Annotated in this window: 23 protein-coding genes, 1 tRNA gene and 1 pseudogene; 12 read left to right on the forward strand and 13 right to left on the reverse strand. The window is 70.9% G+C overall.

Features of this window, described 5'->3' with window-relative positions:
* Window positions 1-197: 197 nt before the first annotated feature.
* Window positions 198-1,778: a potassium/proton antiporter gene (locus AC3EU2_RS10930; protein ID WP_488176326.1), complete on the reverse strand. Its 1,581-nt coding sequence runs from the start codon at window positions 1,776-1,778 to the stop codon at window positions 198-200.
* Window positions 1,779-1,825: 47 nt separating this feature from the next.
* Here AC3EU2_RS10930 and AC3EU2_RS10935 point away from each other — a divergent pair, with 47 nt between their 5' ends.
* Window positions 1,826-4,489 carry a penicillin acylase family protein gene (locus AC3EU2_RS10935; protein WP_488176327.1) on the forward strand — a complete coding sequence of 888 codons (2,664 nt, stop codon included), beginning with the start codon at window positions 1,826-1,828 and terminating at the stop codon, window positions 4,487-4,489.
* A gap of 3 nt (window positions 4,490-4,492) precedes the next feature.
* On the opposite strand, the gene AC3EU2_RS10940 is transcribed toward AC3EU2_RS10935, so the two are convergent.
* Window positions 4,493-5,053, reverse strand: coding sequence for a 5-formyltetrahydrofolate cyclo-ligase (locus AC3EU2_RS10940; RefSeq protein WP_488176328.1), 561 nt, complete (start codon window positions 5,051-5,053; stop codon window positions 4,493-4,495).
* A gap of 85 nt (window positions 5,054-5,138) precedes the next feature.
* Here AC3EU2_RS10940 and AC3EU2_RS10945 point away from each other — a divergent pair, with 85 nt between their 5' ends.
* From AC3EU2_RS10945 to AC3EU2_RS10970, 6 genes are all read left to right on the forward strand, one after another.
* A complete protein-coding gene (locus AC3EU2_RS10945) occupies window positions 5,139-6,488 on the forward strand; it encodes a UTP--glucose-1-phosphate uridylyltransferase (RefSeq protein ID WP_488176329.1) in 1,350 nt (449 codons plus the stop codon).
* Window positions 6,485-7,690, forward strand: coding sequence for a molybdopterin molybdotransferase MoeA (locus AC3EU2_RS10950; protein ID WP_488176330.1), 1,206 nt, complete (start codon window positions 6,485-6,487; stop codon window positions 7,688-7,690). The genes AC3EU2_RS10945 and AC3EU2_RS10950 overlap by 4 nt, the downstream gene beginning before the upstream one ends.
* A gap of 75 nt (window positions 7,691-7,765) precedes the next feature.
* On the forward strand, window positions 7,766-8,197 hold the full coding sequence (moaC, locus tag AC3EU2_RS10955) for a cyclic pyranopterin monophosphate synthase MoaC (RefSeq protein ID WP_488179476.1): 432 nt from the start codon (window positions 7,766-7,768) through the stop codon (window positions 8,195-8,197).
* Window positions 8,194-8,700: a MogA/MoaB family molybdenum cofactor biosynthesis protein gene (locus tag AC3EU2_RS10960; RefSeq protein WP_488176331.1), complete on the forward strand. Its 507-nt coding sequence runs from the start codon at window positions 8,194-8,196 to the stop codon at window positions 8,698-8,700. The genes moaC and AC3EU2_RS10960 overlap by 4 nt, the downstream gene beginning before the upstream one ends.
* Entirely contained in the window at window positions 8,700-9,365 is a 666-nt protein-coding gene (locus AC3EU2_RS10965; protein WP_488176332.1) for a GNAT family N-acetyltransferase, read from the forward strand. Before AC3EU2_RS10960 ends, AC3EU2_RS10965 begins: the two co-directional genes overlap by 1 nt.
* A 25-nt stretch (window positions 9,366-9,390) precedes the next feature.
* Complete coding sequence (locus AC3EU2_RS10970; RefSeq protein ID WP_488176333.1) at window positions 9,391-10,365, forward strand: hypothetical protein; 975 nt, start codon at window positions 9,391-9,393, stop codon at window positions 10,363-10,365.
* A gap of 60 nt (window positions 10,366-10,425) precedes the next feature.
* On the opposite strand, the gene AC3EU2_RS10975 is transcribed toward AC3EU2_RS10970, so the two are convergent.
* Window positions 10,426-11,733 carry an AI-2E family transporter gene (locus tag AC3EU2_RS10975; protein ID WP_488176334.1) on the reverse strand — a complete coding sequence of 436 codons (1,308 nt, stop codon included), beginning with the start codon at window positions 11,731-11,733 and terminating at the stop codon, window positions 10,426-10,428.
* A gap of 73 nt (window positions 11,734-11,806) precedes the next feature.
* On the opposite strand from AC3EU2_RS10975, the gene AC3EU2_RS10980 reads away from it, so the two are divergent.
* Window positions 11,807-11,879: transfer RNA gene (locus AC3EU2_RS10980), tRNA-Ala, on the forward strand.
* A 61-nt stretch (window positions 11,880-11,940) separates the two neighbouring features.
* Here AC3EU2_RS10980 and AC3EU2_RS10985 read toward each other — a convergent pair.
* The gene (locus AC3EU2_RS10985; protein WP_488176335.1) at window positions 11,941-12,969 is read right to left on the reverse strand and encodes a tyrosine-type recombinase/integrase; all 1,029 of its coding nucleotides are present in this window, start codon (window positions 12,967-12,969) and stop codon (window positions 11,941-11,943) included.
* Between the two features lie 80 nt (window positions 12,970-13,049).
* On the opposite strand from AC3EU2_RS10985, the pseudogene AC3EU2_RS10990 reads away from it, so the two are divergent.
* Window positions 13,050-14,047 (forward strand): annotated as a pseudogene (locus tag AC3EU2_RS10990) (IS3 family transposase); the annotation flags it as partial.
* A gap of 25 nt (window positions 14,048-14,072) precedes the next feature.
* Here AC3EU2_RS10990 and AC3EU2_RS10995 read toward each other — a convergent pair.
* The 3 genes from AC3EU2_RS10995 to AC3EU2_RS11005 form a co-directional block, all read right to left on the reverse strand.
* Window positions 14,073-15,349 (reverse strand): IS3 family transposase gene (locus AC3EU2_RS10995; protein ID WP_488176336.1). Its coding sequence is split into 2 segments (ribosomal slippage): window positions 14,073-15,076 and window positions 15,076-15,349, totalling 1,278 coding nucleotides; the frame shifts between segments, so codons are not numbered across the junction.
* Between the two features lie 285 nt (window positions 15,350-15,634).
* Window positions 15,635-16,930 (reverse strand): hypothetical protein, encoded by a 1,296-nt coding sequence (locus AC3EU2_RS11000; protein WP_488176337.1) that lies wholly within the window; start codon window positions 16,928-16,930, stop codon window positions 15,635-15,637.
* Window positions 16,927-17,442 carry a SigE family RNA polymerase sigma factor gene (locus AC3EU2_RS11005; RefSeq protein WP_488176338.1) on the reverse strand — a complete coding sequence of 172 codons (516 nt, stop codon included), beginning with the start codon at window positions 17,440-17,442 and terminating at the stop codon, window positions 16,927-16,929. The genes AC3EU2_RS11000 and AC3EU2_RS11005 overlap by 4 nt, the downstream gene beginning before the upstream one ends.
* Window positions 17,443-17,888: 446 nt before the next feature.
* Between AC3EU2_RS11005 and AC3EU2_RS11010 the strand changes: the two genes are divergently transcribed.
* The gene (locus tag AC3EU2_RS11010; RefSeq protein WP_488176339.1) at window positions 17,889-18,806 is read left to right on the forward strand and encodes a hypothetical protein; all 918 of its coding nucleotides are present in this window, start codon (window positions 17,889-17,891) and stop codon (window positions 18,804-18,806) included.
* Between the two features lie 62 nt (window positions 18,807-18,868).
* On the opposite strand, the gene AC3EU2_RS11015 is transcribed toward AC3EU2_RS11010, so the two are convergent.
* Both AC3EU2_RS11015 and AC3EU2_RS11020 read right to left on the reverse strand, forming a co-directional pair.
* Window positions 18,869-19,144 (reverse strand): type II toxin-antitoxin system RelE family toxin, encoded by a 276-nt coding sequence (locus AC3EU2_RS11015; protein WP_488176341.1) that lies wholly within the window; start codon window positions 19,142-19,144, stop codon window positions 18,869-18,871.
* A complete protein-coding gene (locus tag AC3EU2_RS11020) occupies window positions 19,141-19,422 on the reverse strand; it encodes a type II toxin-antitoxin system Phd/YefM family antitoxin (protein WP_488176342.1) in 282 nt (93 codons plus the stop codon). Before AC3EU2_RS11020 ends, AC3EU2_RS11015 begins: the two co-directional genes overlap by 4 nt.
* A 170-nt stretch (window positions 19,423-19,592) precedes the next feature.
* On the opposite strand from AC3EU2_RS11020, the gene AC3EU2_RS11025 reads away from it, so the two are divergent.
* Window positions 19,593-19,907, forward strand: a complete 315-nt coding sequence (locus tag AC3EU2_RS11025) for a hypothetical protein (RefSeq protein ID WP_488176343.1) — start codon at window positions 19,593-19,595, stop codon at window positions 19,905-19,907.
* A 390-nt stretch (window positions 19,908-20,297) separates the two neighbouring features.
* Here the strand turns inward: AC3EU2_RS11025 and AC3EU2_RS11030 are convergent, their stop codons facing one another.
* Window positions 20,298-20,720 (reverse strand): hypothetical protein, encoded by a 423-nt coding sequence (locus tag AC3EU2_RS11030; protein ID WP_488176344.1) that lies wholly within the window; start codon window positions 20,718-20,720, stop codon window positions 20,298-20,300.
* Between the two features lie 1,006 nt (window positions 20,721-21,726).
* On the opposite strand from AC3EU2_RS11030, the gene AC3EU2_RS11035 reads away from it, so the two are divergent.
* Window positions 21,727-22,170 (forward strand): hypothetical protein, encoded by a 444-nt coding sequence (locus tag AC3EU2_RS11035; RefSeq protein WP_488176345.1) that lies wholly within the window; start codon window positions 21,727-21,729, stop codon window positions 22,168-22,170.
* A 32-nt stretch (window positions 22,171-22,202) separates the two neighbouring features.
* On the opposite strand, the gene AC3EU2_RS11040 is transcribed toward AC3EU2_RS11035, so the two are convergent.
* The 3 genes from AC3EU2_RS11040 to trxA form a co-directional block, all read right to left on the reverse strand.
* Window positions 22,203-22,469 (reverse strand): metal-sensitive transcriptional regulator, encoded by a 267-nt coding sequence (locus AC3EU2_RS11040; RefSeq protein ID WP_488176346.1) that lies wholly within the window; start codon window positions 22,467-22,469, stop codon window positions 22,203-22,205.
* A gap of 26 nt (window positions 22,470-22,495) precedes the next feature.
* Complete coding sequence (locus tag AC3EU2_RS11045; protein ID WP_488176347.1) at window positions 22,496-22,885, reverse strand: DUF302 domain-containing protein; 390 nt, start codon at window positions 22,883-22,885, stop codon at window positions 22,496-22,498.
* Between the two features lie 81 nt (window positions 22,886-22,966).
* Entirely contained in the window at window positions 22,967-23,335 is a 369-nt protein-coding gene (gene trxA / locus AC3EU2_RS11050) for a thioredoxin (protein ID WP_488176348.1), read from the reverse strand.
* Window positions 23,336-23,541 lie beyond the last annotated feature (206 nt).

Consider the following 23,541-nt stretch of genomic DNA (forward strand, 5'->3'; position numbering starts at 1 on the left):
CTGCGGGGTGAGCGGCTCCAAGGATACGGAACGTCACGGGGTGCTCCGGTATGCCGTGCGCCCGCCCGCCGCCACCCGCCCCCACCCCCGCTCCCGTATGCCGCCCCATTGCGTCTGCGCGGATGGCGAGTTCTCTGACCATCCACGCAGACGCACAGGCCCGGGGTGGGGGTGAGGGGGGCGGACGAGAGAAGAAGTCAGGTCTCCTGGGACCAGCCGGCGAGGCGCCCACCCCGGCTCACGGCATACAGCCGCTTCTCGACGGCGGCGCGCAGGGTGGCGGGCGTGACGACGAGCAGCTGGTCACCGCGTCGCAGCGGCGTCGTCTCGTGCGGGACGAACGAGGCCCCCTCGCGCACGACGAGGGCCACGTTGGCCCCCGCCGGCAGCCGCAGCTCGTAGACCTGCACCCCCGCGAGACGGGACAACGGCCCCACGGTGACCTCGATGAGGTGCGCACCGATGTCGTCGAACGGGGTCACCTCGACGGCCAGGTCGAAGGAGTGGTGGCCGCGGTCGAGCCCCAGCCGGTGCGCCACCCACGGCAGGGAGGGCGCCTGGACGAGCGTGAAGATGATGACGAGCACGAAGACGAGGTCGAAGATCCACTCCACCCCCGTCGCCCCGACGGTGAGCGGGACGGTGGCGAGCACGACCGGCACGGCGCCGCGCAGGCCGGCCCACGACAGGAACGCCTGGGTGCGCCACCCCAGCCCGAACGGTGTGCACGACACGAGCACCGACAGGGGTCGGGCGACGAGCAGGAGCGCGAGCCCGAGGACGAGGGCGCGCCCGATCTGGTCCGGGAACGCCGCCGGGTCGGCGAGCAGGCCGAGCAGGACGAACAGCCCGATCTGGGCGAGCCAGCCGAGTGCGGTCGAGAAGCCGAGCACCGCCGCGCGGTGGGGGAGCGACATGTTCCCGAGGACGAGGGACGCGAGGTAGCAGGCGATGAACCCCGACGCGTGGACCACGTCCGCGGCGGCGTAGGCGAGGACCGACATCGCGACGACCCCGATGGCGAACAGCGCCGACGAGCCGCCGGCGACCCGGGACATGAGTCGCCCGCCGAGCCACCCCACGCCGAGGCCGACGAGCGAGCCGATGATGAGCTCGCCGGTGACGATGAGCATGATCGACCACAGCGACACCTCCTCGCCGGCCGCCGACTGCACCGCGATGGCCGTGACGATGATGACGACCGGCGCGTCGTTGAAGCCGGACTCGGCCTCGAGCATGCCGCTCACCCCCCTCGGCAGCGGCACCCGGCGCAGCACCGCGAAGACTGCGGCGGCGTCGGTGGAGGCGAGGATCGCGCCGATGAGCAGCGCGGTGCTCCACGACATGTCGAGGACGTAGTGACCGGCGAGCGCGACGACGAGGATCGAGACGACGACGCCGACGGTGGCCAGCGCCGCCGCCGGGGCGAGCGAGCCCTTGATCGAGTCCCACTTCGTCGTCACCCCGCCCTCGGTGAGGATGAGGACGAGCGCGGCGTAGCCGAGGACCTGGGTGAGCTCCTCGTCGGAGAAGTCGATGCCGAGGCCGCGGTTCCCCAGAGCCAGGCCGATGCCGAGGTAGAGCAGGAGCGAGGGCAGGCCCGAGCGGGTGGACAGCTTGACCGCCGCGATCGACACGATGAGGACGGCGGCGCCGATGAGCAGCCCGAGCGAGAGCGAGCGCAGGTTCTCCCCCTCCGCCGCGGCGACGGAGGCCGGGCTGACCGCGCCGAGCACACTGACCAAGCCGACGTGCGCCATTCCCACGATGTCGGTCACGGCCCGTCCTCGCTCGCTCGTCTGGCGGTCTGTCCTAGTCTCGCAGGGTGTCCCCTCACCGCGTGGCCCGTCGCGTCGCCCTGACCGTCGTCGGCGTCCTCACCATTGCCGCCCTCGTCCTGTCCGTCGTCGGGGTGTCGCTGGTCCGGCGGTCGTTCCCGCAGACCGAGGGTGAGATCGACGTCCCCGGCCTGACCGGCACCGTGGACGTCCTGCGTGACGAGCGGGGCATCCCCCAGATCTACGGCGACAGCGTCGCCGACATCGCCCGGGCCCAAGGGTATGTGCACGCGCAGGACCGCTTCTTCGAGATGGACATGCGCCGCCACATCACGGCGGGCCGGCTGGCCGAGCTCGTCGGGGACGCCGGCGTCGAGACCGACAAGGTCATCCGCACGATGGGCTGGCGCCGCGTCGCCGAGGCCGAGCTGCCGACCCTGGCCCCGACGACACGGACGTACCTGCAGTCCTACGCCGACGGCGTCAACGCCTACCTCCGTGGCCGCTCGCCGTCGCAGGCCTCGCTGGAGTACGTCGTGCTCGGCACCCGGGTCTCCGACTACAAGATCGAGGACTGGACGCCGGCCGACTCGATCGCCTGGCTCAAGGCGATGGCGTGGGACCTGCGTGGCGACTACTCCGACGAGCTGGCGCGGGCGCGGCTCTCGAAGCGCGTGACCGTCAACCAGATCGCGGAGATCTACCCGCCCTACGACCTCGCGAAGGAGCCGATCCTCTCCGGCGAGGACTGGGATCCGGCGCCACCCCCGCTCCAGCAGTCGTCGTCGGCCGTCCCGGCAGCGCTGAGCGCGGCGGCCGAGCGGCCCTCCGCGAAGCAGGTCGCCGGTGCGCTCACCGACTCCTCGGCGCAGGAGGCGTATGCCGCGGTCGAGCGTGCGCTCTCCGCCGTGCCCCAGCTCATCGGGCGGGGGGAGGGCATCGGCTCGAACTCGTGGGTCGTCGGACCGGAGAAGTCCGCGACCGGCAAGCCGCTGCTCGCCAACGACCCCCACCTCTCGCCAAGCATCCCCGGGATCTGGTACCAGGTGGGCCTGCACTGCCGCACCAAGAGCGCCGAGTGCCCCCTCGCCGTGTCCGGCTTCTCGTTCGCCGGCGTGCCCGGGGTCGTCATCGGCCACAACGACAGGATCGCCTGGGGCATGACGAACCTGTCACCGGACGTCAGCGACTTCTACCTCGAGCGGCTCGACGGTGACCGCGTGCTGCGCGGCGACACGTGGGAGCCGCTCACCACGCGCCGCGAGACCATCAAGGTCGCCGGGGGCGACGACGTCGACCTCACGGTCCGTGCGACCCGTCACGGGCCGCTCATGTCCGACGCGATCCCCGCGGTCGTCGACGCGGGGGAGCGTGCGCCCATCCCGCCCTCCGAGGGCACCGCCCGCGACAGCCAGACGTACGCCGTGTCGATGGCGTGGACCGGGCTCGAGCCGAGCCAGACGGCCGACGCGATCCTCCAGCTCAACGTGGCTCAGAACTTCGGGGAGTTCCGGGAGGCCGCTAGGTCGTTCGCCGTCCCGTCGCAGAACCTCGTCTACGCCGACGTCGACGGCCACATCGGCTACCAGGCGCCCGGCCAGGTCCCCGTCCGCGTGTCGGCCTTCGCGGGTGCGCCGCCCGGCTACTGGCCGGCACCCGGCTGGGACGAGGCCTACGACTGGCAGGGCTTCGTCCCGTTCGCGTCGATGCCGAGCTCTCTCGACCCCGCGTCGGGGATGATCGTCGCCGCCAACCAGGCGGTGACCGCGCGGCCGACCCCGTTCCTCACCACCGAATGGGACTACGGCTACCGCTCGCAGCGCATCCGTGAGCTCCTCGACGCGGCCACCCGCGACGGCGACACGCTCACGGTGGCGCAGATGGGCGAGATCCAGATGGACTCGCGCAACGACTTCGCCCCCGTCCTCGTCGAGGCGCTGCTCGAGGTGCCGCTCAAGGGCGCCGGTGACTTTGACGCGGAGGTCGCCTTCACCAAGGAGGCCCAGGACCTCCTGCGCGACTGGGACCACACGACGCCCGCCGACCGGTCCCGTTCCACTGCCGCCGCGGCCTACTACAACGCCGTCTGGGCCAACCTGCTGCGCCTCCTCTTCGACGACGAGGTGCCCGAGGACCTGCGCGCCGAGGGTGGGAGCCGCTACATGACAGCCGTCGCCGGGCTGCTCGACAACCCCCGCAGCGCGTGGTGGGACAACCGGCAGACCGCCGCCATCACCGAGGGGCGCGACGAGATCCTGCGCCAGGCGCAGGTGGAGGCCCGGCTCGAGCTGACCCGCAAGCTCGGCAAGGACCCCGAGGACTGGCGCTGGGGCTCACTGCACACGCTCGACCTCACCCACCAGGTGCTCGGTGGCGACACCGTGCCCGGGATCGTCCGGAGCATCTTCAACCGTGGCGAGTACGAGATGCCCGGGGGGTCCGCGATCGTCAACGCCACGGCCTGGAAGGCCAACCTCGGCTACGAGGTCACCGCCGCACCCTCGATGCGCATGGTCGTCGACCTCGGGGGCTTCGACCGCTCCACGTGGGTCAACCAGACCGGTGCGAGCGGCCACGCGTTCAACGGGCACTACGACGACCAGACCGAGGACTGGGTCGAGGGTCGACAGCACCCGTGGGCCTTCACCGAGAAGGCCGTCCGCGAGGCGAGCGAGGACGAGCTCACCCTCGTGCCCGAGGGTGGCGGCTGACCCTCAGAGCCAGGTCACCCCGTCCGCGGTGAGGACGCCGTGGACGGGCTGGTCGTGCGCGTCCGCCGGCAGCGCCTCGGCCCGGACCTCGCCCGGGTGGAGGACGACGAGCACGCGAGCGTCGGGACGCCGCCGGGCCAGCGCACGGTCGTAGCTGCCACCCCCCCGGCCCAGCCGCGTCCCCGCCCGGTCTGCGGCCAGGCCCGGCGCGAGCACGAGGGCGGCGGCCGCGATCGCCTCAGGACCGAGCGGCACGCGCCGTTCGTCGCTCGCGTCGCACCAGTCGAGGTCGTTGTCCGGCAACGTGACCGGGACAACGACGCGTATGCCGTGTGTCGCCAGTGCGTGCACGCTCGCCGCCGTGGGTGGCTCGCTGCGCAGGGCCTCGTAGGCCGCGACCGTGTGGCCCGCCTCGATCCCGAGCTCGGCGGCGAGGGCCAGCACCTCACGGGCGAGCGCCGCGTCGTCGGCGTCGCGGTCGCGGGCGGCGACCCGCTCGCGACGGACCGCGAGCAGGACGGGGCGCAGCGCGGCCTTGGCGCTCGCGACGGAATCCGGGGTCACGCGCCCAGTGTCCACGTCTGGGCCGCGCGGGTCGCCTAGGGTTGCCGACATGGGTGCAGAGGGGCTCCGCCGAAGCACGGAGCTGATGCGTGCCCGTGAGGTCGACGAGCGGGCGGTCGCCGCCTTCACCCGCTTCTACGGGATGCTCGAGCAGGAGGCGACCGGTCACATCCTCGAGGAGAGCATCGCGCCGCTCGGCGACGTCCCCGCGCTCGCCGACCTCGACGTCGACGAGGCCGAGGCCCGCGCCGCCCTGGCGACGACCGTGGTGCTCAAGCTCAACGGCGGTCTCGGCACGTCCATGGGCATCAGTGGCCCGAAATCGGCCCTGCCCGTGCGCGACGGGCTGAGCTTCCTCGACATCATCGCCCGCCAGGTCCTCGCGATCCGGCGCGAGCACGACGTCGACCTGCCCGTCGTCTTCATGGACTCGTTCCGCACCCGGGACGACACGCTGCGGCTCCTCGCCGTCCACGACGGTCTCGAGATCGACGGCCTGCCCCTGGACTTCCTGCAGAGCGCCGAGCCCAAGCTGCGGGCGGACGACCTCACGCCGGTGTCGTGGCCCGAGGATCCCGACCTCGAGTGGTGCCCGCCCGGCCACGGTGACGTCTACGTCGCCCTGCAGTCCAGCGGGCTCCTCGACACGTTGCGGGACAAGGGGTTCCGCCACCTCTTCCTGTCCAACGCCGACAACCTCGGTGCGACGTGCGACCCGAGGATCCCCGCGTGGATGGCGCGGGAGCAGATCCCCTACGTCGCCGAGGTGTGCGAGCGCACCCGCAACGACCGCAAGGGCGGCCACCTCGCGACCCGCCGCAGCGACGGCCGGCTCGTCCTGCGGGACTCGGCGATGGTCGCGCCTGGGGAGGACCAGTACTTCCAGGACAACACCCGGCACGTCTACTTCCACGTCAACAACCTCTGGCTCGACCTCGACGTCCTCGCCGCCCGGCTCACCGAGCACGACGGGGTCCTCGAGCTGCCGATCATCGTCAACCGCAAGACCGTGGACCCGACCCGCAAGGAGTCGACCCCGGTCATCCAGATCGAGTCGGCGATGGGCACGGCCGTCGAGGTCTTCGAGGGGTCCCGTGCCCTGCTCGTCCCCCGCGACCGGTTCCGGCCGGTCAAGACGACGAACGAGCTCCTCCTCCTCCGCTCGGACCTCTACGCGCTCGATCACGCCAGCCGGGTCATGTCGCTCAGCGCCGAGGAGGAGCCGTTCATCGACCTGTCCGACCACTACAAGTTCGTCCACGACTTCGACGCCCGCTTCCCCCACGGCGTCCCGTCGATCCGAGAGGCCCACTCGCTCGTCGTCGACGGCGACGTCACCTTCGGGCGTGACGTGACCTGCGTCGGCGACGTCACGGTCCGCGCCGACTCGCCTCGGACCGTCGCCGACGGCTCGCGCCTCGAAGGGGACGTGTGAGGACCGTCGAGGAGCACCGGGCCGTGCTGCTCGCCCTCGTCGACGTGCTGCCGCCCGAGACCGTGCCGATCGCCGGGGCGCTGGGGCGGGTCCTGGCCGCGGACGTCACCGCCTCCGTGGACCTCCCGGGCTTCGACAACAGCGCGATGGACGGGTATGCCGTCCGCTCGGCCGACGTCGACGGCGCCGCCCCCGGGACCCCCGTCGTCCTCGGCGTCGACGGGGACATCGCCGCCGGCGACACGACCCGGCACGTCCTGCGGCCCGGCACGGCGATGCGGATCATGACCGGGGCGCCCCTGCCCGAGGGCGCCGACGCCGTCGTGCCCGTGGAGCGCAGCGACAGTGGGGTCGACCGGGTCTCGCTGGACCTCGCCGCGGAGCCCGGCCGGCACCTGCGCCGTCGCGGCGAGGACGTGCGAGCGGGCGACGTGGTCCTGCGCGCCGGGGTCCGGGTGACGCCCGGCCGGCTCGCCCTCATCGCCGCGGCCAACCTCGCCGAGGTCACGGTCGTCCGGCGCCCGCGGGTGGCGGTGGTCTCGACGGGGGACGAGCTCCTGCCGCCGGGGTCGAGCCTCGCCCACGGCGAGATCGTCGACTCCAACGGGCCGATGCTGTCCGCGCTGGTGCTCGCCGCGCAGGTCGAGCTCGTGCACTCCGCCCACCTGCGCGACGACCCCGAGGCCCTCGGCGCCCTCCTCGCCGACGTCCCCGGGGAGCCCGACCTCGTCCTCACCACCGGCGGGGTGTCGATGGGGGCCTACGACACGGTCAAGGAGGTGCTGTCCCGGGACGGTCGCGTCGACTTCGTCAAGGTCGCGATGCGCCCCGGGATGCCCCAGGGCTCCGGTGTCGTCGGGGCGCGCCGCACCCCGATCATCACGCTGCCCGGCAACCCGGTGAGCTCCTTCGTGTCCTTCCACGTGTTCGTCCTGCCTGTGCTCCGAGCCCTCACCGGCCTCGACCCCGAGGTGCCGACGACGACCGCGACGGCGACCCGGGGCTGGTCCTCCGTCCTCGGCAAGGTCGAGCTCACCCGCGTCGTGCTCGACGCCGACGGCGTCCGCCCGTCCGGCGGGCAGGGGTCCCACATGCTCGGCGCGCTCGCCGACGCCACCCACCTCGCCGTCGTCGACGCCGCCACCTCCGAGATCCGCCCGGGGGACGAGGTCCGGCTGCTTCCCCTCGTGGGGCAGGATTGAGGAGTGAGCGGTGACGAGGGCGGCGGCGCCCGACCCCCCGGCCTGACCCACGTCCGTGCCGACGGGTCGGCGCACATGGTCGACGTCTCCGCCAAGGCCGTCACCGTGCGTGAGGCCAGCGCCCGCGGCCGCGTCCTGCTCGCCCCCGCCGCCGTCGCCGCCCTGCGCGACGGGACCGTCCCCAAGGGTGACGCGCTGGCGGTCGCCCGGCTGGCCGGCATACAGGCGGTCAAGCGCACGCCGGAGCTCATCCCGCTCGCGCACCCGGTGGCCGTCCACGCCGCCTCGGTCGACCTCGACGTCACCGACGACGGGGTCGACATCGCCGCCACGGTGCGGACCGCGGACCGGACCGGCATCGAGATGGAGGCCCTCACGGCCGTGGCCGTCGCCGCCCTCGCCCTCATCGACATGGTCAAGGCCGTCGACAAGCACGCGCGCATCACCGACGTCCGCGTCACCGCGAAGTCCGGCGGGCGCTCCGGCGACTGGGTGGAGGAGCCGTGAGCGACGCCGCCACCGCAGCCGGGCCCCTCGCCGGGCGGCGGGCCGTCGTCGTCACCGCCTCGACCCGCGCCTCGCAGGGTGTCTACCCCGACACGGGTGGCGCCCTCATCGTCGCGACCCTGCGCACCTGGGGCGCCGACGTCGAGGACGCCACGGTCGTCCCGGACGCCGGGCTCGCCGAGGCCCTCACCGCCGCGCTCGGGGAGCGGCCGGACCTGCTCGTCACGACCGGGGGCACGGGGATCAGCCCGACCGACGGCACCCCCGAGGCGACCGCGCCGCTGCTCGACCGCGTGGTCCCCGGCATCGCGGAGGCCATCCGCGCCGCCGGCGTCGACGGGGGAGTGCCGACGGCGATGCTCTCGCGCGGCCTCGCCGGCGTCGCGGGCCGCACGCTCGTCGTCAACCTCCCCGGCTCGGCCGGCGGCGTCCGCGACGCGCTCGCGGTCCTCGAACCCGTGCTCGGCCACGCGCTGAGCCAGCTCGCCGGCGGCGACCACTGATGCGGTGGGGTCGCCCGCGCCCGGAGTGGTCGCAGGTCCTCGTGGGGTCGACGCCCACCGGGGTGCGCTTCATCCTCCGCCCGCTGCGACCCGAGGACGGCGACGAGTACTCCGCGGTCCGCGCCGCCAACCGCCACTGGCTGAGCCGCTGGGACGCGACCTCGCCCGTGCCACCGACGGGGGCGCGCACCTTCCAGGACCTCGTCGACTACTACCAGGAGGAGGCGGTCGCCGGCCGCATGCTCCCGTTCGTCATCGAGACCGAGGGCCGGCTCGTCGGCCAGGTCAACGTCAGCAACATCGTCATGGGGTCCTTCCGCTCGTGCACCGTCGGCTACTGGGTGTCGGAGGCGGTCGCCGGTCAGCGCATCGTCCCCACCGCGCTGGCCCTCGTCGCCGACCACGCGATGGGCGACCTCGGGCTGCACCGGATCGAGGTCAACATCCGGCCGGAGAACACGGCGAGCCTCGCGGTCGTGCGCCGGCTCGGCTTCCGCGACGAGGGTCTGCGACTGCGGATGCTGCACATCGACGGCGACTGGCGCGACCACCGCTCGTTCGCGCTGACGAGCGAGGACCTGGCCGGATCCACCCTCATGGACCGGCTGACCCACTCGTCACAGCAGTCACTTGGGCGACACACCGCGACAGGTCCGACTGCCTGACCTCCCGCACGCATACGGTCGTCGCGTGGAGCCGAGCAGCCTGATCTTCCTGGTCATCATCGGGATCTGGGGTGCCTACTTCGTCCAGTACTGGGTCCGTCGTCGCGAGCACCTCGCGACGATCCGGTCCGTCGACGCGTTCTCCGAGACGATGCGGGTGCTGCAGGTCCGTGCGCCCCTGCCCTCCGTCGACGACGGTGGGCGCGTGCCCCGCACCTACTCCGTGAGCCCGGCACGCGCGATGCGCCCGCAGGTGACCGTCAAGCGGGCCGAGGCGTATGCCGCGTCGCCGGCGACCGCGGCGGCTCCCGTCGCGACCGGTCCGGCTCCCGTCAGTGCCGGCCGAGCCGCCGAGCGCCGCGACGTCGCCGCCCCCTCGATGTCCCCGAGCCGTGCGACCCGCGGCATCGTCCTGCTCGTCGGACTCGTCGGGACACTCGTCTTCGGACTGCTCGCGGCCGTCGGGGTGCTCGTGTGGGGGGCGTTCGTCGTGCCCCTCCTCATGGCCGTCGGTGGCTTCGTCTGGCTCCGGGCCGGTGTGCAGGCCGAGGTCAAGGCGCGCCGCGCCGCCCGCGGACGCGCCCGTCGCGCCGCCTCCGGCCTCGCCCCCTCGGCCCCCCGTGCCGCCGCCGCGCCCGTCCCCGCGGCGCCCTCGACGAGGTCCCAGCCCGCTGCTGTCGAGACCGAGGTCGCCGAGCAGGTCGAGACCGTCGAGGTCGCTCCGGCGCCGTACGACGTGTCCGCCCCCGAGGTCATCGACGTCGACGTCGCCGCCCCCGCACCCGAGCCGGTCACCGAGCACGAGGTCGCGCTTCCCGAGCTCGACGAGGACGACATCCCGCTCACCTGGGACCCGCGTCCCGTGCCCCGCCCCACGTACACGATGAAGGCCCGTGCGGCCCAGCGCCCGGCCCCCGCCCCCGAGGTGGAGCCGGCAGCGGGACCGGTGCGGACGGCATACGAGGACGCGGCGCTCCAGCGCCGCACCGCCGGCGCCTGACTCCTTCGCCACCGACGACGAACGCCCCGCCGACCGGCGGGGCGTTCGTCGTGCCCGTGGTCAGTGCCCCGGGAGCCTGTCCTCGAGCGCCTGCTCGTCGAGGCGGCGCTCCTGCGCGACGTCATGGTCGGACCGCTGCTGCTCCCGGGCGGTGAGCAGGTCGTCGGCCTCGTCCGGGGCCTCGTCGCCGTCGAGCAGGTGGTGCCCGACCGCGTTGAGGACGGCGACGAGCGGCACCGCGATGAGCGCTCCGATGATCCCGGCGACGACGACACCGGCGGCGATCCCGAGGATGACCCCGAGCGGGTGGACCCGCACCGCGCGCCCGAGGAGGAACGGCTGGAGGACGTGCGACTCGACCTGCTGCACGGCGATGACGCCGCCGAGCATGATGAGCGCCTGCACCGGCCCGAGGGCGACGAGCGCGAGGAGGACCGGGACGGCGCCGGAGATGAGCGCGCCGATGACGGGGACGAAGGCGCCGAAGAAGACGAGCACCGCGACCCCGGAGGCGAAGGGCACCCCGAGGACGCCGGCGACGACGCCGATGCCGAGGGCGTCGACCGCCGCGACGAGGATCGTGGCGCGGGTGAAGGCCGACAGCTGGCCCCAGGCGATGATCCCGGAGGAGTGGATGCGCTCACGCGAGTCGCGCGGGAAGAGCCGCACGACCCACGCCCAGATGCGCTCACCCTCGTAGAGGAAGAAGAACAGCGCGAACATCGCGATGAAGAAGCCGGCGACGAGGTGGGTCACGGTGAGGCCCGCCTGGGCCGCGGTCTGGCCGACGCTCGAGTCGCCCGAGGAGAGCTGTTCGCGGGCCCGGTCGATCCACTGGTCGACCTGGGTGTCGCTGATGCCGAAGGTGTCGCGGAACCATACGCGGATCTCGTCGATGCCCTGCCCGACCTGGTCCTGGATGTCCCCGAACTGCGAGGTGAACTGCGATCCGACGAAGCTCAGCGCCCCGATGGTGACGGCCAGGGTGCCGAGGACGGTGAGGCCGGCGGCGGCACCCCGGGGGAGAGCGCGGGTGAGGAACCGGGTCACCGGGCGGAGCAGCGCCGCGAGGAGGAGCGCGACGACGATCGGCACCGTCACCTCGGACAGGTACGCGAACAGCCACAGCCCGCCGAGCACCGCCGCCGCGATGAGGATGACCCGCCACGACCACTCGCTCGCGGTCCGCACCCCCCAGGGCACCTGCCAGGCGACGGGCTGGTGGGCCGGGTCGAGGTCCGGAGCGGGGTGGGCGGTGGGGTGGCTCGGACCGGGGGCCGGGGGCTCGGCCGGGGCCGGCATCCCCAGTCGCGGCAGGTCGGCGGGGTCGGCTCGACCAACCCGGCCGGACGGCATACGAAGGCGCATGTCGACGAGCGTATGTCGGCCCGTCCCGGTTTCGTGGCGGGCCGCCGCCGGTGTTATCGTGATGCCGCTCAATGGGGCTGTAGCGCAGTTGGTAGCGCGTCTCGTTCGCAATGAGAAGGTCCGGGGTTCGATTCCCCGCAGCTCCACCCGACGGGAACCCCGTCCGACCAGCACTGATGTGCTCGGTCGGGCGGGGTTTTCCAGTTGTCATTCGGACCCCGCCTGCCCGTGTGTGCCCCCGGTGTACCCCCGGGTGTTGAGACGGTCCAGACCGGCCCGGTCGGCGGGGGTTCCGAGGTGGTGCAGGTAGATGTTCGTCGTCGCGATCGAGGCGTGCCCCATCCACGCCTGGACCGTGCCCGGGTCCACGCCCCTGGAGAGCCAGAGACAGGCCGCGGTGTGGCGCAGGTCGTGGATCCGGCGACCGCGCGCGAGCTCGGACCAGTGGAGGGTGCGCTTGAAGGCCGAGGCGTGGAGGCGATGCCCGGTCGAGGTGACGAAGAGTGGGTCCTCTGCCTCCCGTCCCCCTGCCAGGGCGCGCACGATCGGGAGGACCCGGTCGGCGACGGGGACACGTCTCGAGCGCCCGGACTTCGTCGTCTTGACCTCACTCCCTTCCGGCTCGGCGCGTTGGACGACGAGCGTAGGCATCGGCACCTCGATGAAGTCCCGGACCCGGATGGCCCGCAGTTCGGACCACCGCAGACCGGTCCAGCCGGCGACGAGGAGGATGTCGGCCAGCCGCGGGTCGCGATCTGCGGCCGCGGCATGGATCTCTTCGAGCTCCTGCTCGCTGAACGGGAACATCTCCACCCGCACCCCGCCGGAACGCGGAACCCGCGTCGGGAGGACGGGATTGGCGACGATGAGCCGCTCGCGCACCGCCCACGCGAAGAACGAGGACAGCGACGCCCGGAACCGGCGCACCGACGCCTCGGCGAGTCCGTCCTTGGTCAGGGCGACCAGCGCCCTCGTCACCTCGCGGTCGGTCACGACGTTGATGGACAGCGCGGCAAGCGACAGCGGCACGAGGCGCACGAGCGCCTTGTCGGAGACGTAGGTCTTGCGCGAGACCGAGTGGGCGCGCTCCTCGAGCCAGACCGGGAGGAGGGCCCGCACCGTCGCGCGCCCCGCCCTGGGGTCGACGCCGCCAGCGAGGGCTGCGCGCTCTCGGGCGAGCCAGGCCTGGGCGTCCCGCTTGGTCGCGAACGTCCCACACGTCGCTGACGGCTCCACGAGACACGAACGGGACTGCTGAAGGTTTGGTTGACACCTGATCTGTGGGGACGAGAGATCCCCGCTGGAAGGATGTCGACATGCCAGCTGCTCACCCGAAAGAGTTTCGTGATGACGTCGTCGCGGTCGCGCGCCGAGGCGATGCGTCGATCGCGCAAGTGGCCAAGGACTTCGGAATCTCCGAGTCCTGCCTTCGGAATTGGCTCCACCGCGCGGACGTCGAGGACGGCCACCGTCCCGGCGTGACCCGAGCCGAGTCCGAGGAAGTCAGGGACCTGCGTCGGCGCAACCGGCTGCTGGAGCAGGAGAACGAGGTCCTGCGTCGGGCCGCGGCGTACCTCTCCCAGGCGAACCTGAGGCTGGGTCAGTCCCCAAAATGACGTTCCCGCTGGTCCTGGACCTTGCCGCCGACGGTGTCCCCGTCGCGGTGACCTGCGGGCTGCTCGGGTTCTCCCGGCAGGCCTTCTACGCGTGGAAGGTACACCCGGTCAGTGAGCGGGACCTGGTCGACGCGTACGCCACCCATGCCGCGCTCGAGGTCCACGCCGACGACCCGGGGTTCGGGTACCGGTTCATCGCCGACGAGCTCACCGACGCCGGCCACACCGTGTCCGAGCGGCGGGTGTGGCGCCTGTGCTCGCAGGCGGGGATCGTGTCCGCGCACTCCCGCAAGCGGGGCCGGGCCAAGAAACCCGGGCCGCCGGTGCACGACGACCTCGTCGAACGCGACTTCACCGCACCCGCACCGAACCGGTTGTGGCTGACCGACATCACCGAGCACCCCACCGCCGAAGGGAAGCTGTACCTGTGCGCGGTCAAGGACGTCTGGTCCCGCCGCATCGTCGGGTACTCGATCGACTCGCGGATGACTTCGCACCTGGCTGTCGACGCCCTCGAGATGGCGATCGCTCGACGCGGCCCGGACCAGGTCACCGGATGCGTGGTCCACGCGGACCGAGGCAGCCAGTTCCGCTCACGACCCTACGTCGCCGCGTTGCACCGCCACGGCCTGCTCGGCTCGATGGGACGCGTCGCCTCCTCGGCCGACAACGCCGCGATGGAGTCCTTCTTCGCCCTGAAGCGCCCCAGGTTCTCTGCCGCTCTCATACGGGTTGCGGCTCTCGGGTGAGGGTCGCGTAGTGGGCGGCTTCGTGCTCGGCCGGGGCCGTGTAGCCGAGGCTACTGTGCAGGCGCCTGTTGTTGTACCAGTCGACCCAGCCGGCGGTGGCGTACTCGACGTCGGCGATGGTGCGGTACGGGCCGGCGTGGAAGACAGTGGTGCGGATGCACTCGGTCTTGTACAGGCCGATCACGCACTCCATGAGGGCGTTGTCATACGCGTCGCCGACGGACCCGATCGAGGGTTTGCCGCCTTCGAGCTCGAGGTGCTCGGTGTACCGGATGGCGGTGTATTGCCGGCCGGCGTCGGAGTGTCCGATCAGCTCGCCGGGCACGATCGGGTGTCCCTCGCGACCGCGCGCCCAGATCGCCATCTGCAGCGGGGTCAGGACGAGGTCGGCGTCGCGGATGGTGGCCGCGTGCCAGGCGAGGATCCTCTGGGCGAACACGTCGACGACGAACGCGACGTAGGCGAACCCGGCCCAGGTGCGGCAGTAGGTGAAATCCATGACCCAGGTCCGGTTCGGGGCGGCAGCGGTGAAGTCGCGGTTGAGCAGGTCACCGGCCCGCTTGCCGTCCTTGGCCGGGATCGTGGTTCGGATGCCCTTGGAACGGCGAACCCCGCTCAGCCCCAACGCTTTCATCGCCCGGTCCACCGATCCCGGCGATGCCTGGGGCAGGTGGCGGCGCACGAGCGCTGTCATCTTCCGCCGCCCGTACAGACCCTCAGGGGTGAGCCGCCGACAACCGTGCTCATCGACGGCCCACGCCAGCTCCCGAACCCGGCCCTGCACGACGGCGTCGCTGACGACACGATCAGCCGGCACCCGCGGTTGATGCCAGAGTCGGTAGGTCCGCGCGGCGACCTGGCAGCCCTGCTCACGCAGTACCCGGCAAGTCGACTCGACCGCGTAGCCCTCGGTGCGCATCTCGTCCACGAACGCGACGATCAGCGGCCGCGGGGGTCGAGTTCCCCCGCGAAGAAAATCGAGGCCCGACGGAGGATCTCGTTGTCTTCCTCCAGCCGTCGCACCTTGGCCTTGAGGTCCTTGATCTCTGCCAGCTCCTGGCTGGTCGCGCCCTGGCGCTGTCCACCATCGACCTGGGCCTGGATCACCCAGCGACGCACCGACTCCTTCCCCACACCTTCACGACGAGCCACAGCCTCCGCGGCCGCCGTCAGGGTCGGGTACTCCTGCAGGTGGTCAAGCACGAGACGCACACAGCGCTCCTTGACCTTGGGATCGATCTTCTTCGGCATGGTTCGCATCCTTCCAACTCACAAGAATGCGGCAAGGAACCCGGGGCGCTTCAATCCAATCCCGACTTGAGCTCGTAGTGGCGTACAAGACCGGCATCGACTATCAGCGGCAAATGAGGACGTTGTTCTGGTAGGGGAGAATCAGGGCGGGTGCTCTCGCGGGGTTTTGGCGAAGTGGCCATGCGATCTCGGCTGATGCTGCCGGTTGGTGCGCCGCTGGCGCCGATAGGCCACCGACCGATGTCGTACTCATCCCTCTAGGGGAAATGGGTCGGCCTCTGCGCCTCAGAAGAGGTTCCCGAGAACCATCGGGAGGAAGCGCTCACCGTGCCGTCGACTGCGACGCAGGGCCAGGACCATCCACACCAGCCCGACGAGGGCCAATGCGCCGCCATAGGGCAGCGCCGCCAGCCACAGCTGCCAAGCACGTTCCTGCCAAGCGCCGGCCGCACCCGTTGCTGGAGCCCCGGTCAGCTCGTTCCCAGCAACGCTGACGCAGCCGTGTTGGCGGTGCCCCGAGAAGGTCAAGACGCTCTCGCCGGTGGCCGGCCGTCGAAGGCCGCTGTAGGCCAGCAGGGGCTGCCCGGCCTGCCACACCGGGTCACACGTGTCCCAGGCCACCGTGGTGGCCGAGGTCTGGCCGGCCAGCGGCACCTCGCTCCCGGTCCGGGCGTCGACAAGGACGCTGCGCTCCGGAACTGACCCGTCCGCCCAGATGAGAAGCAGACGCGAACCATCCGGGGGGGCGAACAACCGTGACGGCGCGCCAACCCCGTCCACAGCAACAATCGCCACCCGGGCCACGGTCTGCCACGTCGGGTCCGTGAGCCCCCGGGTCACGATGTCGAGCCGGCCGTCAACAGAGGGTCGCACCGCAAGCACGCTACTGGCGTCGCCCCAGCCAGCCGGCCGAACCTCCTCGTCACCGGGGGCGGGGCTGAGCACGATGTCGGCGTACCTGTTCAGGACGGCCGGACCGTCCCCGGTGTCGATCAGGACGTGCTCGGAGTCGGGGCTCCACACGCCGGGAACCCCAATGCTCGCGAGGGACCCGGCCAGAGGTTGGGTCATGAACCCGTCGTCGAGGTCGAGGATGCCCTCACTGGTCCAGGCGCGTCTGCCGTCCGGTGCCAGGGACAGCGCGGCCCCGCTGGACAGCCTGAGGTGCTCGCCCCTGGACGAAGCAGGAGTCCTGAGAGTTGCCAGGCTCCCCTGACGCTCGATCACCAGGGTGTCGTCAGGCTGTGAGTCCGACGGGGTTGCCGCGACCAACCCGAAGATCTCACCGCTCACGGCCTTCCGGTCCTGGACGAACAAGTCCGAAACGACCTCCGGATAGGTCGGGGCACCGCCCTGCGCGGGTGTGGCCACGGGCAGGCCGCTGAGCAGCAGCCCGCCTGTGGCCACGATCACCGTCACAACAGCCACGATCAGGGCGGCCGCGGCGCGACCGGCCCAGGTGACCCGGCGCCCTCGCCTCCACAGCATTGGAGCGTCGGGTTCCCGCACGGTGCCACGCTCGACGATGTCGTGGGCAGCACCGGGCAGCAGGCGGGTGAGCTCGTCGGTGGATGGACTCATCGCGGGGCCTCCTCACGGCCGAACGTCGGGGTGAGCTCCGGTGCGAGAACGCGCAGTCGCGCAAGCGCATGCCGGGTCTGCGACTTCACCGTGCTCACCGAGCAGCCGAGCACCCGGGCAGTGTCGACCTCCGTGCGGTCCTCGTAGAACCGGGCCACCAGCACAGCCCGCTGTCGAGGGGTCAGCCGCGACAGGGCGTCGACCAAGGTCAGCCGGGTCACCAATTCGTCGGTCCCATCGGCGCGGACCAGGTCGTGGCGCGATGTGTCAACGGGGTCGGGCTGGCGGCGACGCCACCGCCAAGCGTCGATCGAGCGGGTGTACATGACGCGTCGCACGTAGCTGTCGACGGCGCCCGGGTCGACGCGGTGCCAGTGCCGGGCCGCCCGCACGAGCGACTCCTGCACGAGGTCCTCGGCGGCAGCGGCGTCGCCGGTGAGCAGCGCAGCCGTGCGGAGCAGCGGCTCCCAGCGGTCGCGCACGTAGGAGTCGAAGGCCTCACGGTCAGGCACGTCACTCCCTCCGTCGGCCCTGCAGCTCAGGTTCACTCAGGAAGACGTATGCCGACCCTCCCACGGGTGGAAGATTCAGACCTCAAGTTATGCAGATCGGCGACCGCCGGAAGCGTGAGGTCTCCGCCCCTCGCTGAACAGCCCCCATGGCAACCGGACATCGGCACGCCCGCAGAACGCGGCAGTTGAGGATGTTCGCAGAAACGCCTTTGCCGCGCTGCGACACTGAGCGGTATGGGATCAGCGGGCAACCCGAGCGGGATCGTGGCCCGGGCCACGTGGACCCCGTATCACCCGTGGCAGCAGAGGAGCCCATCGTCGAGGAGACCCGCCCTGAGGGACGGCCCTCGTCGTCGGTGCAGTGACCGACGGCCCCGGGCATCCGCTCGACTTTGGTCTGCGCCGATCGCGACTAGCCGGAACCTTTGCGGGGCACGGAGCGTCGCATGAATGTGACAAGCCGGCTACTGGTCTTGGTCGCGTGCGGACTCCTCCTCGCGGGTTGCGGTACGACGCAACGTTCGACGACCGGCACTGTGAGCGAAGGTGCGTTCCAAGACCGGGCGACGGAGGTGGCAGCGGCTTGGCAGGAGCGCGGGATCACCGCGGCTTGGACCAAGGGCTTCGTCCCCCTACAAGACCTCGTCGTGGAGCCGAACTGGAGCCCCAACGAGGTTCTCAAGGCCTCCTATGGCAACGGCTGGATCCGCACCTCGGCTCCCCTGCCCGATTTGGGCGGGCGCGGGGTCATTCAGTTCGCGGACGGCACGTCCCTCTCGGTTCCGCTCGTGGGCGCGAAGGCGGCCTACGGCCAACTGCCCCGGCGGTCTGGTGACTGCCCCACAGATGGTCATCCGCCCAGTTGCCACTGGCTGACCATCACCCAGGCACGGCTGTCCACCGCCTCGATCGAGACGTCAAGAGGCCCGGCCGAGGTGCCCGCGTGGTCGTTCACCGTCGACGGACTGCCACAGCCGCTACTACAGGTCGCCGTTGCCCCCTCAGCGACAACGTCCCTGCCGGTGGAGCCGTCAGGCCCCAACCCCGGCAATGGGATCGTGTCCGCGATGCAGCTCGCATCAAGCCGCGGCGACTCCATAGCCTTCGACATCGGCATCGGTGCATGTGACAAGGGCGCGCAGGGGCTTGTCAGCGAGTTCCCAGAAGTGATCGTGGTCGGTGGCTCCGTGTCACCACCCGAGGCCGGAACGTCCTGCAACGCCAGTCTCGTGCTACAGCGAGTCGAGGTACGCACGACTCGGCCGGTCGGCACCCGACCGATCGTGGATGCCGTCAGCGGCCGTCCCGTACTCACCCAGCCGGCCACCCCGGGCTTCCCACCATCGACTCCAGCCCCGCGCTGAGGCGATCAGCGAGCACGAATATCGCGCCACGTGCGGCAGATGAGGAAGGCCGCTCCGGATGCTCAGGCGTTGTAGATGTCCCTGCGGTGGCCGATGGCGAGGACAGTCACCGTCCGGGCCTGATCGTCGATGCGGTACAGGATGCGATAGGTGCCTCGTCGCGCACTGTGCCGGTCTGCCAGAGGTGGGCGGAGCTGTTTGCCGACGCGGTGCGGGTTGTCGAGCAATGGGCCGATGATGAACTCGAACGCGGCGGTGGCAATGGCTTCGGGGAGGTCTTCGGTGAGGTGCCTGCGCGCCGAGGAGACGATCTGCAGCTGGTAGCGCGGATCGCTCACGCTGAGGTCCGGCGTGAACGCATCGCCGCCTCGAGGTCCTCTTGGGTCTCGACCCGGCCGGCGGCCAGGTCGGCCTCGGCGGCGGCAAGCTGCATCATGAGGTCCTGATCGCCCAGGACAGCAATGGTCTCTTCGAGCATGGCCAGGTCATCAGGGGAGAGCAGGACGGCCGAGGGCTGGCCGTGCACGGTGACGGTGACCCGCTCGTGGTGCTTGCTGACTCGGCTGACGACGTCGGATAGGTGGGCCTTGGCGTCGGCCAGTGGAATGCTCGTCATGGTCACAAGTATGACTAGAACGCAGATGGGTGTCCAGTGGCACAACCCTCGCTGCTCGCGGCATTTCCGGACGTTTGAAACGGTGAGCGGAGCCGTTCTGTCGTGTGGGTCGCTACCGTCAGAACGTGGGACTTCAACGGACGGCGGGGGCGATAGCCGTTGGGGCTTGCGTGCTCCTCGCCTCGACGGGCTGCGACGGCCGGAGTCGATCTGTCTTCGCGGCCTACGGCGACGCCGAGTCCACGCGCCTGGAGCTCAACGTCGCGTCATGCAACGAGAACCCCACGGCCGAAGTGGTGGAGTCGGACACCGAGGTGCGTGTGCAAGTCACGAGCGGACGTTGGTTGGGTCGTAACGCCGACGACTGTGCCGATGGCGTCGTAGTCACCCTGAAAGCGCCACTCGGCACGCGCACCGTTGTTGACCAATCGACCGGGCAGACCGTCGAGGTGAGCCCAGCCGATGACGACATTCCTCCGAAGTGACTGCTGGCCTCAACGCTTCAGATATGCGGCAGGGGGAGGATGTCCGCATGACCAGACTCGTTTTGTGGTGGATCGCCTTGGCCGCCTCGGTCATCCTGGTCGTCGCTGCCCTTGCGAGCCGGTCCGGCACTTGCGTCGACTCTGCTGATGCCGCCGCCTCATCCTGCAGAAGTGGTGGCTCTGGCGGGCTACTCCTGCTCGGGCTTGCCGCCCTGGCACTGTCGGCATGGATGTTGAGGCGTAACCACCGGACCCAGCGTCCCAGCGGGCCGCGGCGATGACGCAGCTCCGATCCGGGAGCGCTATCCGCGGCAATGTAGGACGTCACATCAGGCTGAGCGGCCCGTTGATGGCCTCTCCTGCTGCCCGGTCTATTGACCATGGGTTGGGCTAACGGCCTTGCCGTGGGCGACGAGACCATCGCTTGAGCCGCTGCAGCGATGCGATCAGGTGCTGATGTGGCGAGGTGGCCGTGTACCTCGCGATGTTGTGAGGAAGTTCCTCCTCGGTCACCGATGCCCATGGGTCGACGCCATGCTCCATGGAGCGTCTCACGAAGCGGCCAACCCGGGCGCGCGCGCGGTCGCCAGGGTCTAGCCGAGTGCCGGAGATGTACTCGCGCCGATCGCCACCGTCGTCTTCTCGGGCCGCCAACAACTCCTGCTGTGCGCGGTCGAACGCAGCCTTGAACTCGCGTTCGCTGTCGAAAGCGCCCAAAGTGACATGCCGGCGCTCTCGTCGATCGGGGTCGTACTTGTATTGGCGCACGACCCATCTCCGAATGGAGTCATCATCGGGGTCGACCGAGGGCATGCAACCGATGGTAGGGCCGAGAACCAACGCTTACGGCGGGCGCGATTCGAAGCACGACGACGACCTCGCTGCGGCACCTTCGGACGGCTGCGCCTGGTGACAGGGTCCTGTTCCCCCGTCTCGCGGGCGCCACGCTCAGCCACCGGTCCCAGGTATTCGTTTGCCTGTTGGTAGGCACGCGGTGCCTACGCGCGACCTCCAAGCCGCGACGCGATAAGTCGAGGGGTCGAGAATTGCCCGGGATCGAGCGCTGAGCCGCGCATGTCTTGACGGCTCGATTGGCCGCCGGGGCAAACGTCCGACCATCGGCATGACAGGACGGATCGTCCACTCGGGTAAGCGAGCTACGAGTTGTCCATACGCCAGTCTTGCCGCATCTCGAATGGCGCGGCGGTGAGAACTTTCCTTACTGGTTCGAGGCGCGCCTCGGGCGCGCGGGCCAGCGGCCCGCCGCCGTGCCGGGCATGCGGCCTGGCGGCCGTTCCGGGCGCGGCGGCAGCCGAGGCCCGGGCCAATCGGTCGATGTCAACCAACCGGATCACTCACCAAGAGCCGCCGACCCGACGCTCCACCGTCCGCTCGACTCCGGTCTGCGTCAAGGGCGCTGCCGCGTCACTGCGTGATGGCCTACGGCCCCCCTTGACCCAGCCACTCCGCCGAGCTGCCTGCTCCGCTGTCGAATCGGTGGCTTCGCGTGCCCGAGGCAGTTGCGAGCCGTGTACCCCCGGCGCACCCCCGACCTTGCAGCGGCAGCATCGAGACCCCCGCTGCGGGCACCGCCGGGAGCGTGCGGTCGACAGCGGTCCGATGCCGGAAGGCCTTCGCAATGAGAAGGTCCGGGGTTCGATTCCCCGCAGCTCCACCCGACGGGAACCCCGTCCGACCCGCATCCGCCGGGTGGGGCGGGGTTTCTCTTTGCGCCTCGGATCGTGGTCCGGCGCACACAGAAGGAACCCTCATGCGCCAACGCGTCACCGGCGGCGGCCCCGAGGACGACAATGGGAGCATGGACCAGGACGACGGTGTGGAGGCCGAGGGGTCCCGCAGCGGGCCGCGGCAGGAGCACCAAGGCCTCGTGCACTCGGCGACGGATCGGTTCCTGAGCAGCACGCGGATGCTGGTGCGGCAGGTGGCCCAGGCGGGAGGGGCAGGCGCGCAGGCCGTCGTCCCCGAGTCGGTCCTCTCGTCGGCCACCCACATGCTCGAATCCCTGCGCGAGGCAGTCGAGTCGGCGCCGCAGATCGGCGCCGAGCTCGAGATCGTCCTCAAGGAGGTCCATGCCAAGCGGCTGACCATCCAGGCCATCACGGCAGAGCTGGAGGTTCTGGACGACCAGCTGGAGATCTTGGAGCGTTCGTTGGCACCGCTCCAGGCGTGGAGCACCCAGCTGAGCAAGGTGCAGCACACCCTGCTGCACTCCCTCGACTCGCCGGCGCGCGAGAGGGGCTGATCAGTCCCCGGCCTCCAGTCGTCGTGACGAGGTCACGCGAGGGTGAGGAAGAGCTTCTCCATCGCGGCGTGGTCCTCCTCGTTGATGCCGTCCGGGGACGTGAGGCACTCACGCAGCGCGGAGGAGACGATCGCGAACCCGGCGCGGTCGAGGGCGCGGTTGACGGCGGCGAGCTGGGTGACGACGTCCTTGCAGTCGCGGCCCTCCTCGATGAGGCGGATGACCCCGCCCAGCTGACCCTGCGCGCGGCGCAGTCGGTTGACGACCGGCGTCATGTCGTCGGTGTTGAGGGTGACCATGGGTGCTCCTTGGGGATGGGGATGGGTCAGGTGGTCAGCGCGGCCAGGGCTGCCGTGAGTCGCCCCCGCGCGTCGGCGGCGACTGCTGAGAGGTTCTCGTTGCCGGTGAGGGTGACCATGACCTCGGGGTCCAAGGCCTCGATGAGGGTTCCGTCCTCGACCTCACGCACGACGACGTTGCAGGGCAGCAGGAGGCCGATGGAGGGCTCTGCCTCGAGGGCCGCGTGGGCCAACGGCGGCCGGCAGGCACCGAGGATGACTTGGGGGGCGATGTCGGCGTCGAGCTTCTCCTTGAGGGTCGCGGAGATGTCGATCTCGGTGAGGACACCGAACCCCTGGTCGGACAGCGCCGACCGGGTGGCGTCGAGCGCCTCGGCGAACGGCCGGTGAACGGTGGTGCTCAGGGCGTAACCCATGACGGGCTCCTTCGTGGTCGGCGGTGGGGCGGGCGGTGAGCGGTTCGGCGGTCTGGGGGTCCTGTCGATGGGGACGACGGGTCAGACGGTCTGCTTCTCCGCGGCCATCTTCGCGCGAATGTCGTCCACGTCGAGTGCGCGCACACCCTCGATGACCTGCTCGAGGTCGGCGGCGGGCAGCGCACCGGGCTGGCTGAACACGAGGATGCCGTCGCGGAAGGCCATGAGCGTCGGGATGGACGTGATCTGCGCGGCCCCGGCGAGCGCCTGCTCCGCCTCGGTGTCGACCTTCCCGAACACGATGTCGGGGTGCTTCACGGACGCAGCCTCGAAGACCGGTGCGAACTGGCGGCACGGGCCGCACCAGGACGCCCAGAAGTCGACGAGGACGATACCGCCCGCGGTGGCGGTGGCCTCGAAGTTCTGGCTGGTCAGGGTCTGGGTGCTCATGGGATCTCCTTGCGGGACGAGGGTGGGTCCATACCTACTGGGGTGTCGAGCAGGACTGCCTGCTCGATGCTCTCCTTCCCTCGCATCGTATACCCATGGGGGTATACCTCCAAGTCGGTTCCCGATTTGACAGTGATACCCGGGGGGGTACTAGCGTAGCCGTCGGCGGATACCCCAACGGGTATGCCCACCAGCAGGAGTCCCAG

This window comes from Knoellia sp. B-D-2, assembly GCF_057714695.1.

Excerpts from the sequence above, each read along its gene's own strand:
- AC3EU2_RS11030 (WP_488176344.1), bottom strand. The coding sequence starts at position 20,720 with ATGCCCTCGGTCGACCCCGATGATGACTCCATTCGGAGATGGGTCGTG.
- moaC (WP_488179476.1), top strand. The coding sequence starts at position 7,766 with ATGGTCGACGTCTCCGCCAAGGCCGTCACCGTGCGTGAGGCCAGCGCC.
- AC3EU2_RS10965 (WP_488176332.1), top strand. The coding sequence starts at position 8,700 with ATGCGGTGGGGTCGCCCGCGCCCGGAGTGGTCGCAGGTCCTCGTGGGG.
- AC3EU2_RS11035 (WP_488176345.1), top strand. The coding sequence starts at position 21,727 with ATGGACCAGGACGACGGTGTGGAGGCCGAGGGGTCCCGCAGCGGGCCG.
- AC3EU2_RS11000 (WP_488176337.1), bottom strand. The coding sequence starts at position 16,930 with ATGAGTCCATCCACCGACGAGCTCACCCGCCTGCTGCCCGGTGCTGCC.
- AC3EU2_RS11040 (WP_488176346.1), bottom strand. The coding sequence starts at position 22,469 with ATGGTCACCCTCAACACCGACGACATGACGCCGGTCGTCAACCGACTG.
- AC3EU2_RS11020 (WP_488176342.1), bottom strand. The coding sequence starts at position 19,422 with ATGACGAGCATTCCACTGGCCGACGCCAAGGCCCACCTATCCGACGTC.
- trxA (WP_488176348.1), bottom strand. The coding sequence starts at position 23,335 with ATGAGCACCCAGACCCTGACCAGCCAGAACTTCGAGGCCACCGCCACC.
- AC3EU2_RS10975 (WP_488176334.1), bottom strand. The coding sequence starts at position 11,733 with ATGCGCCTTCGTATGCCGTCCGGCCGGGTTGGTCGAGCCGACCCCGCC.
- AC3EU2_RS11010 (WP_488176339.1), top strand. The coding sequence starts at position 17,889 with ATGAATGTGACAAGCCGGCTACTGGTCTTGGTCGCGTGCGGACTCCTC.
- AC3EU2_RS11045 (WP_488176347.1), bottom strand. The coding sequence starts at position 22,885 with ATGGGTTACGCCCTGAGCACCACCGTTCACCGGCCGTTCGCCGAGGCG.
- AC3EU2_RS10945 (WP_488176329.1), top strand. The coding sequence starts at position 5,139 with ATGCGTGCCCGTGAGGTCGACGAGCGGGCGGTCGCCGCCTTCACCCGC.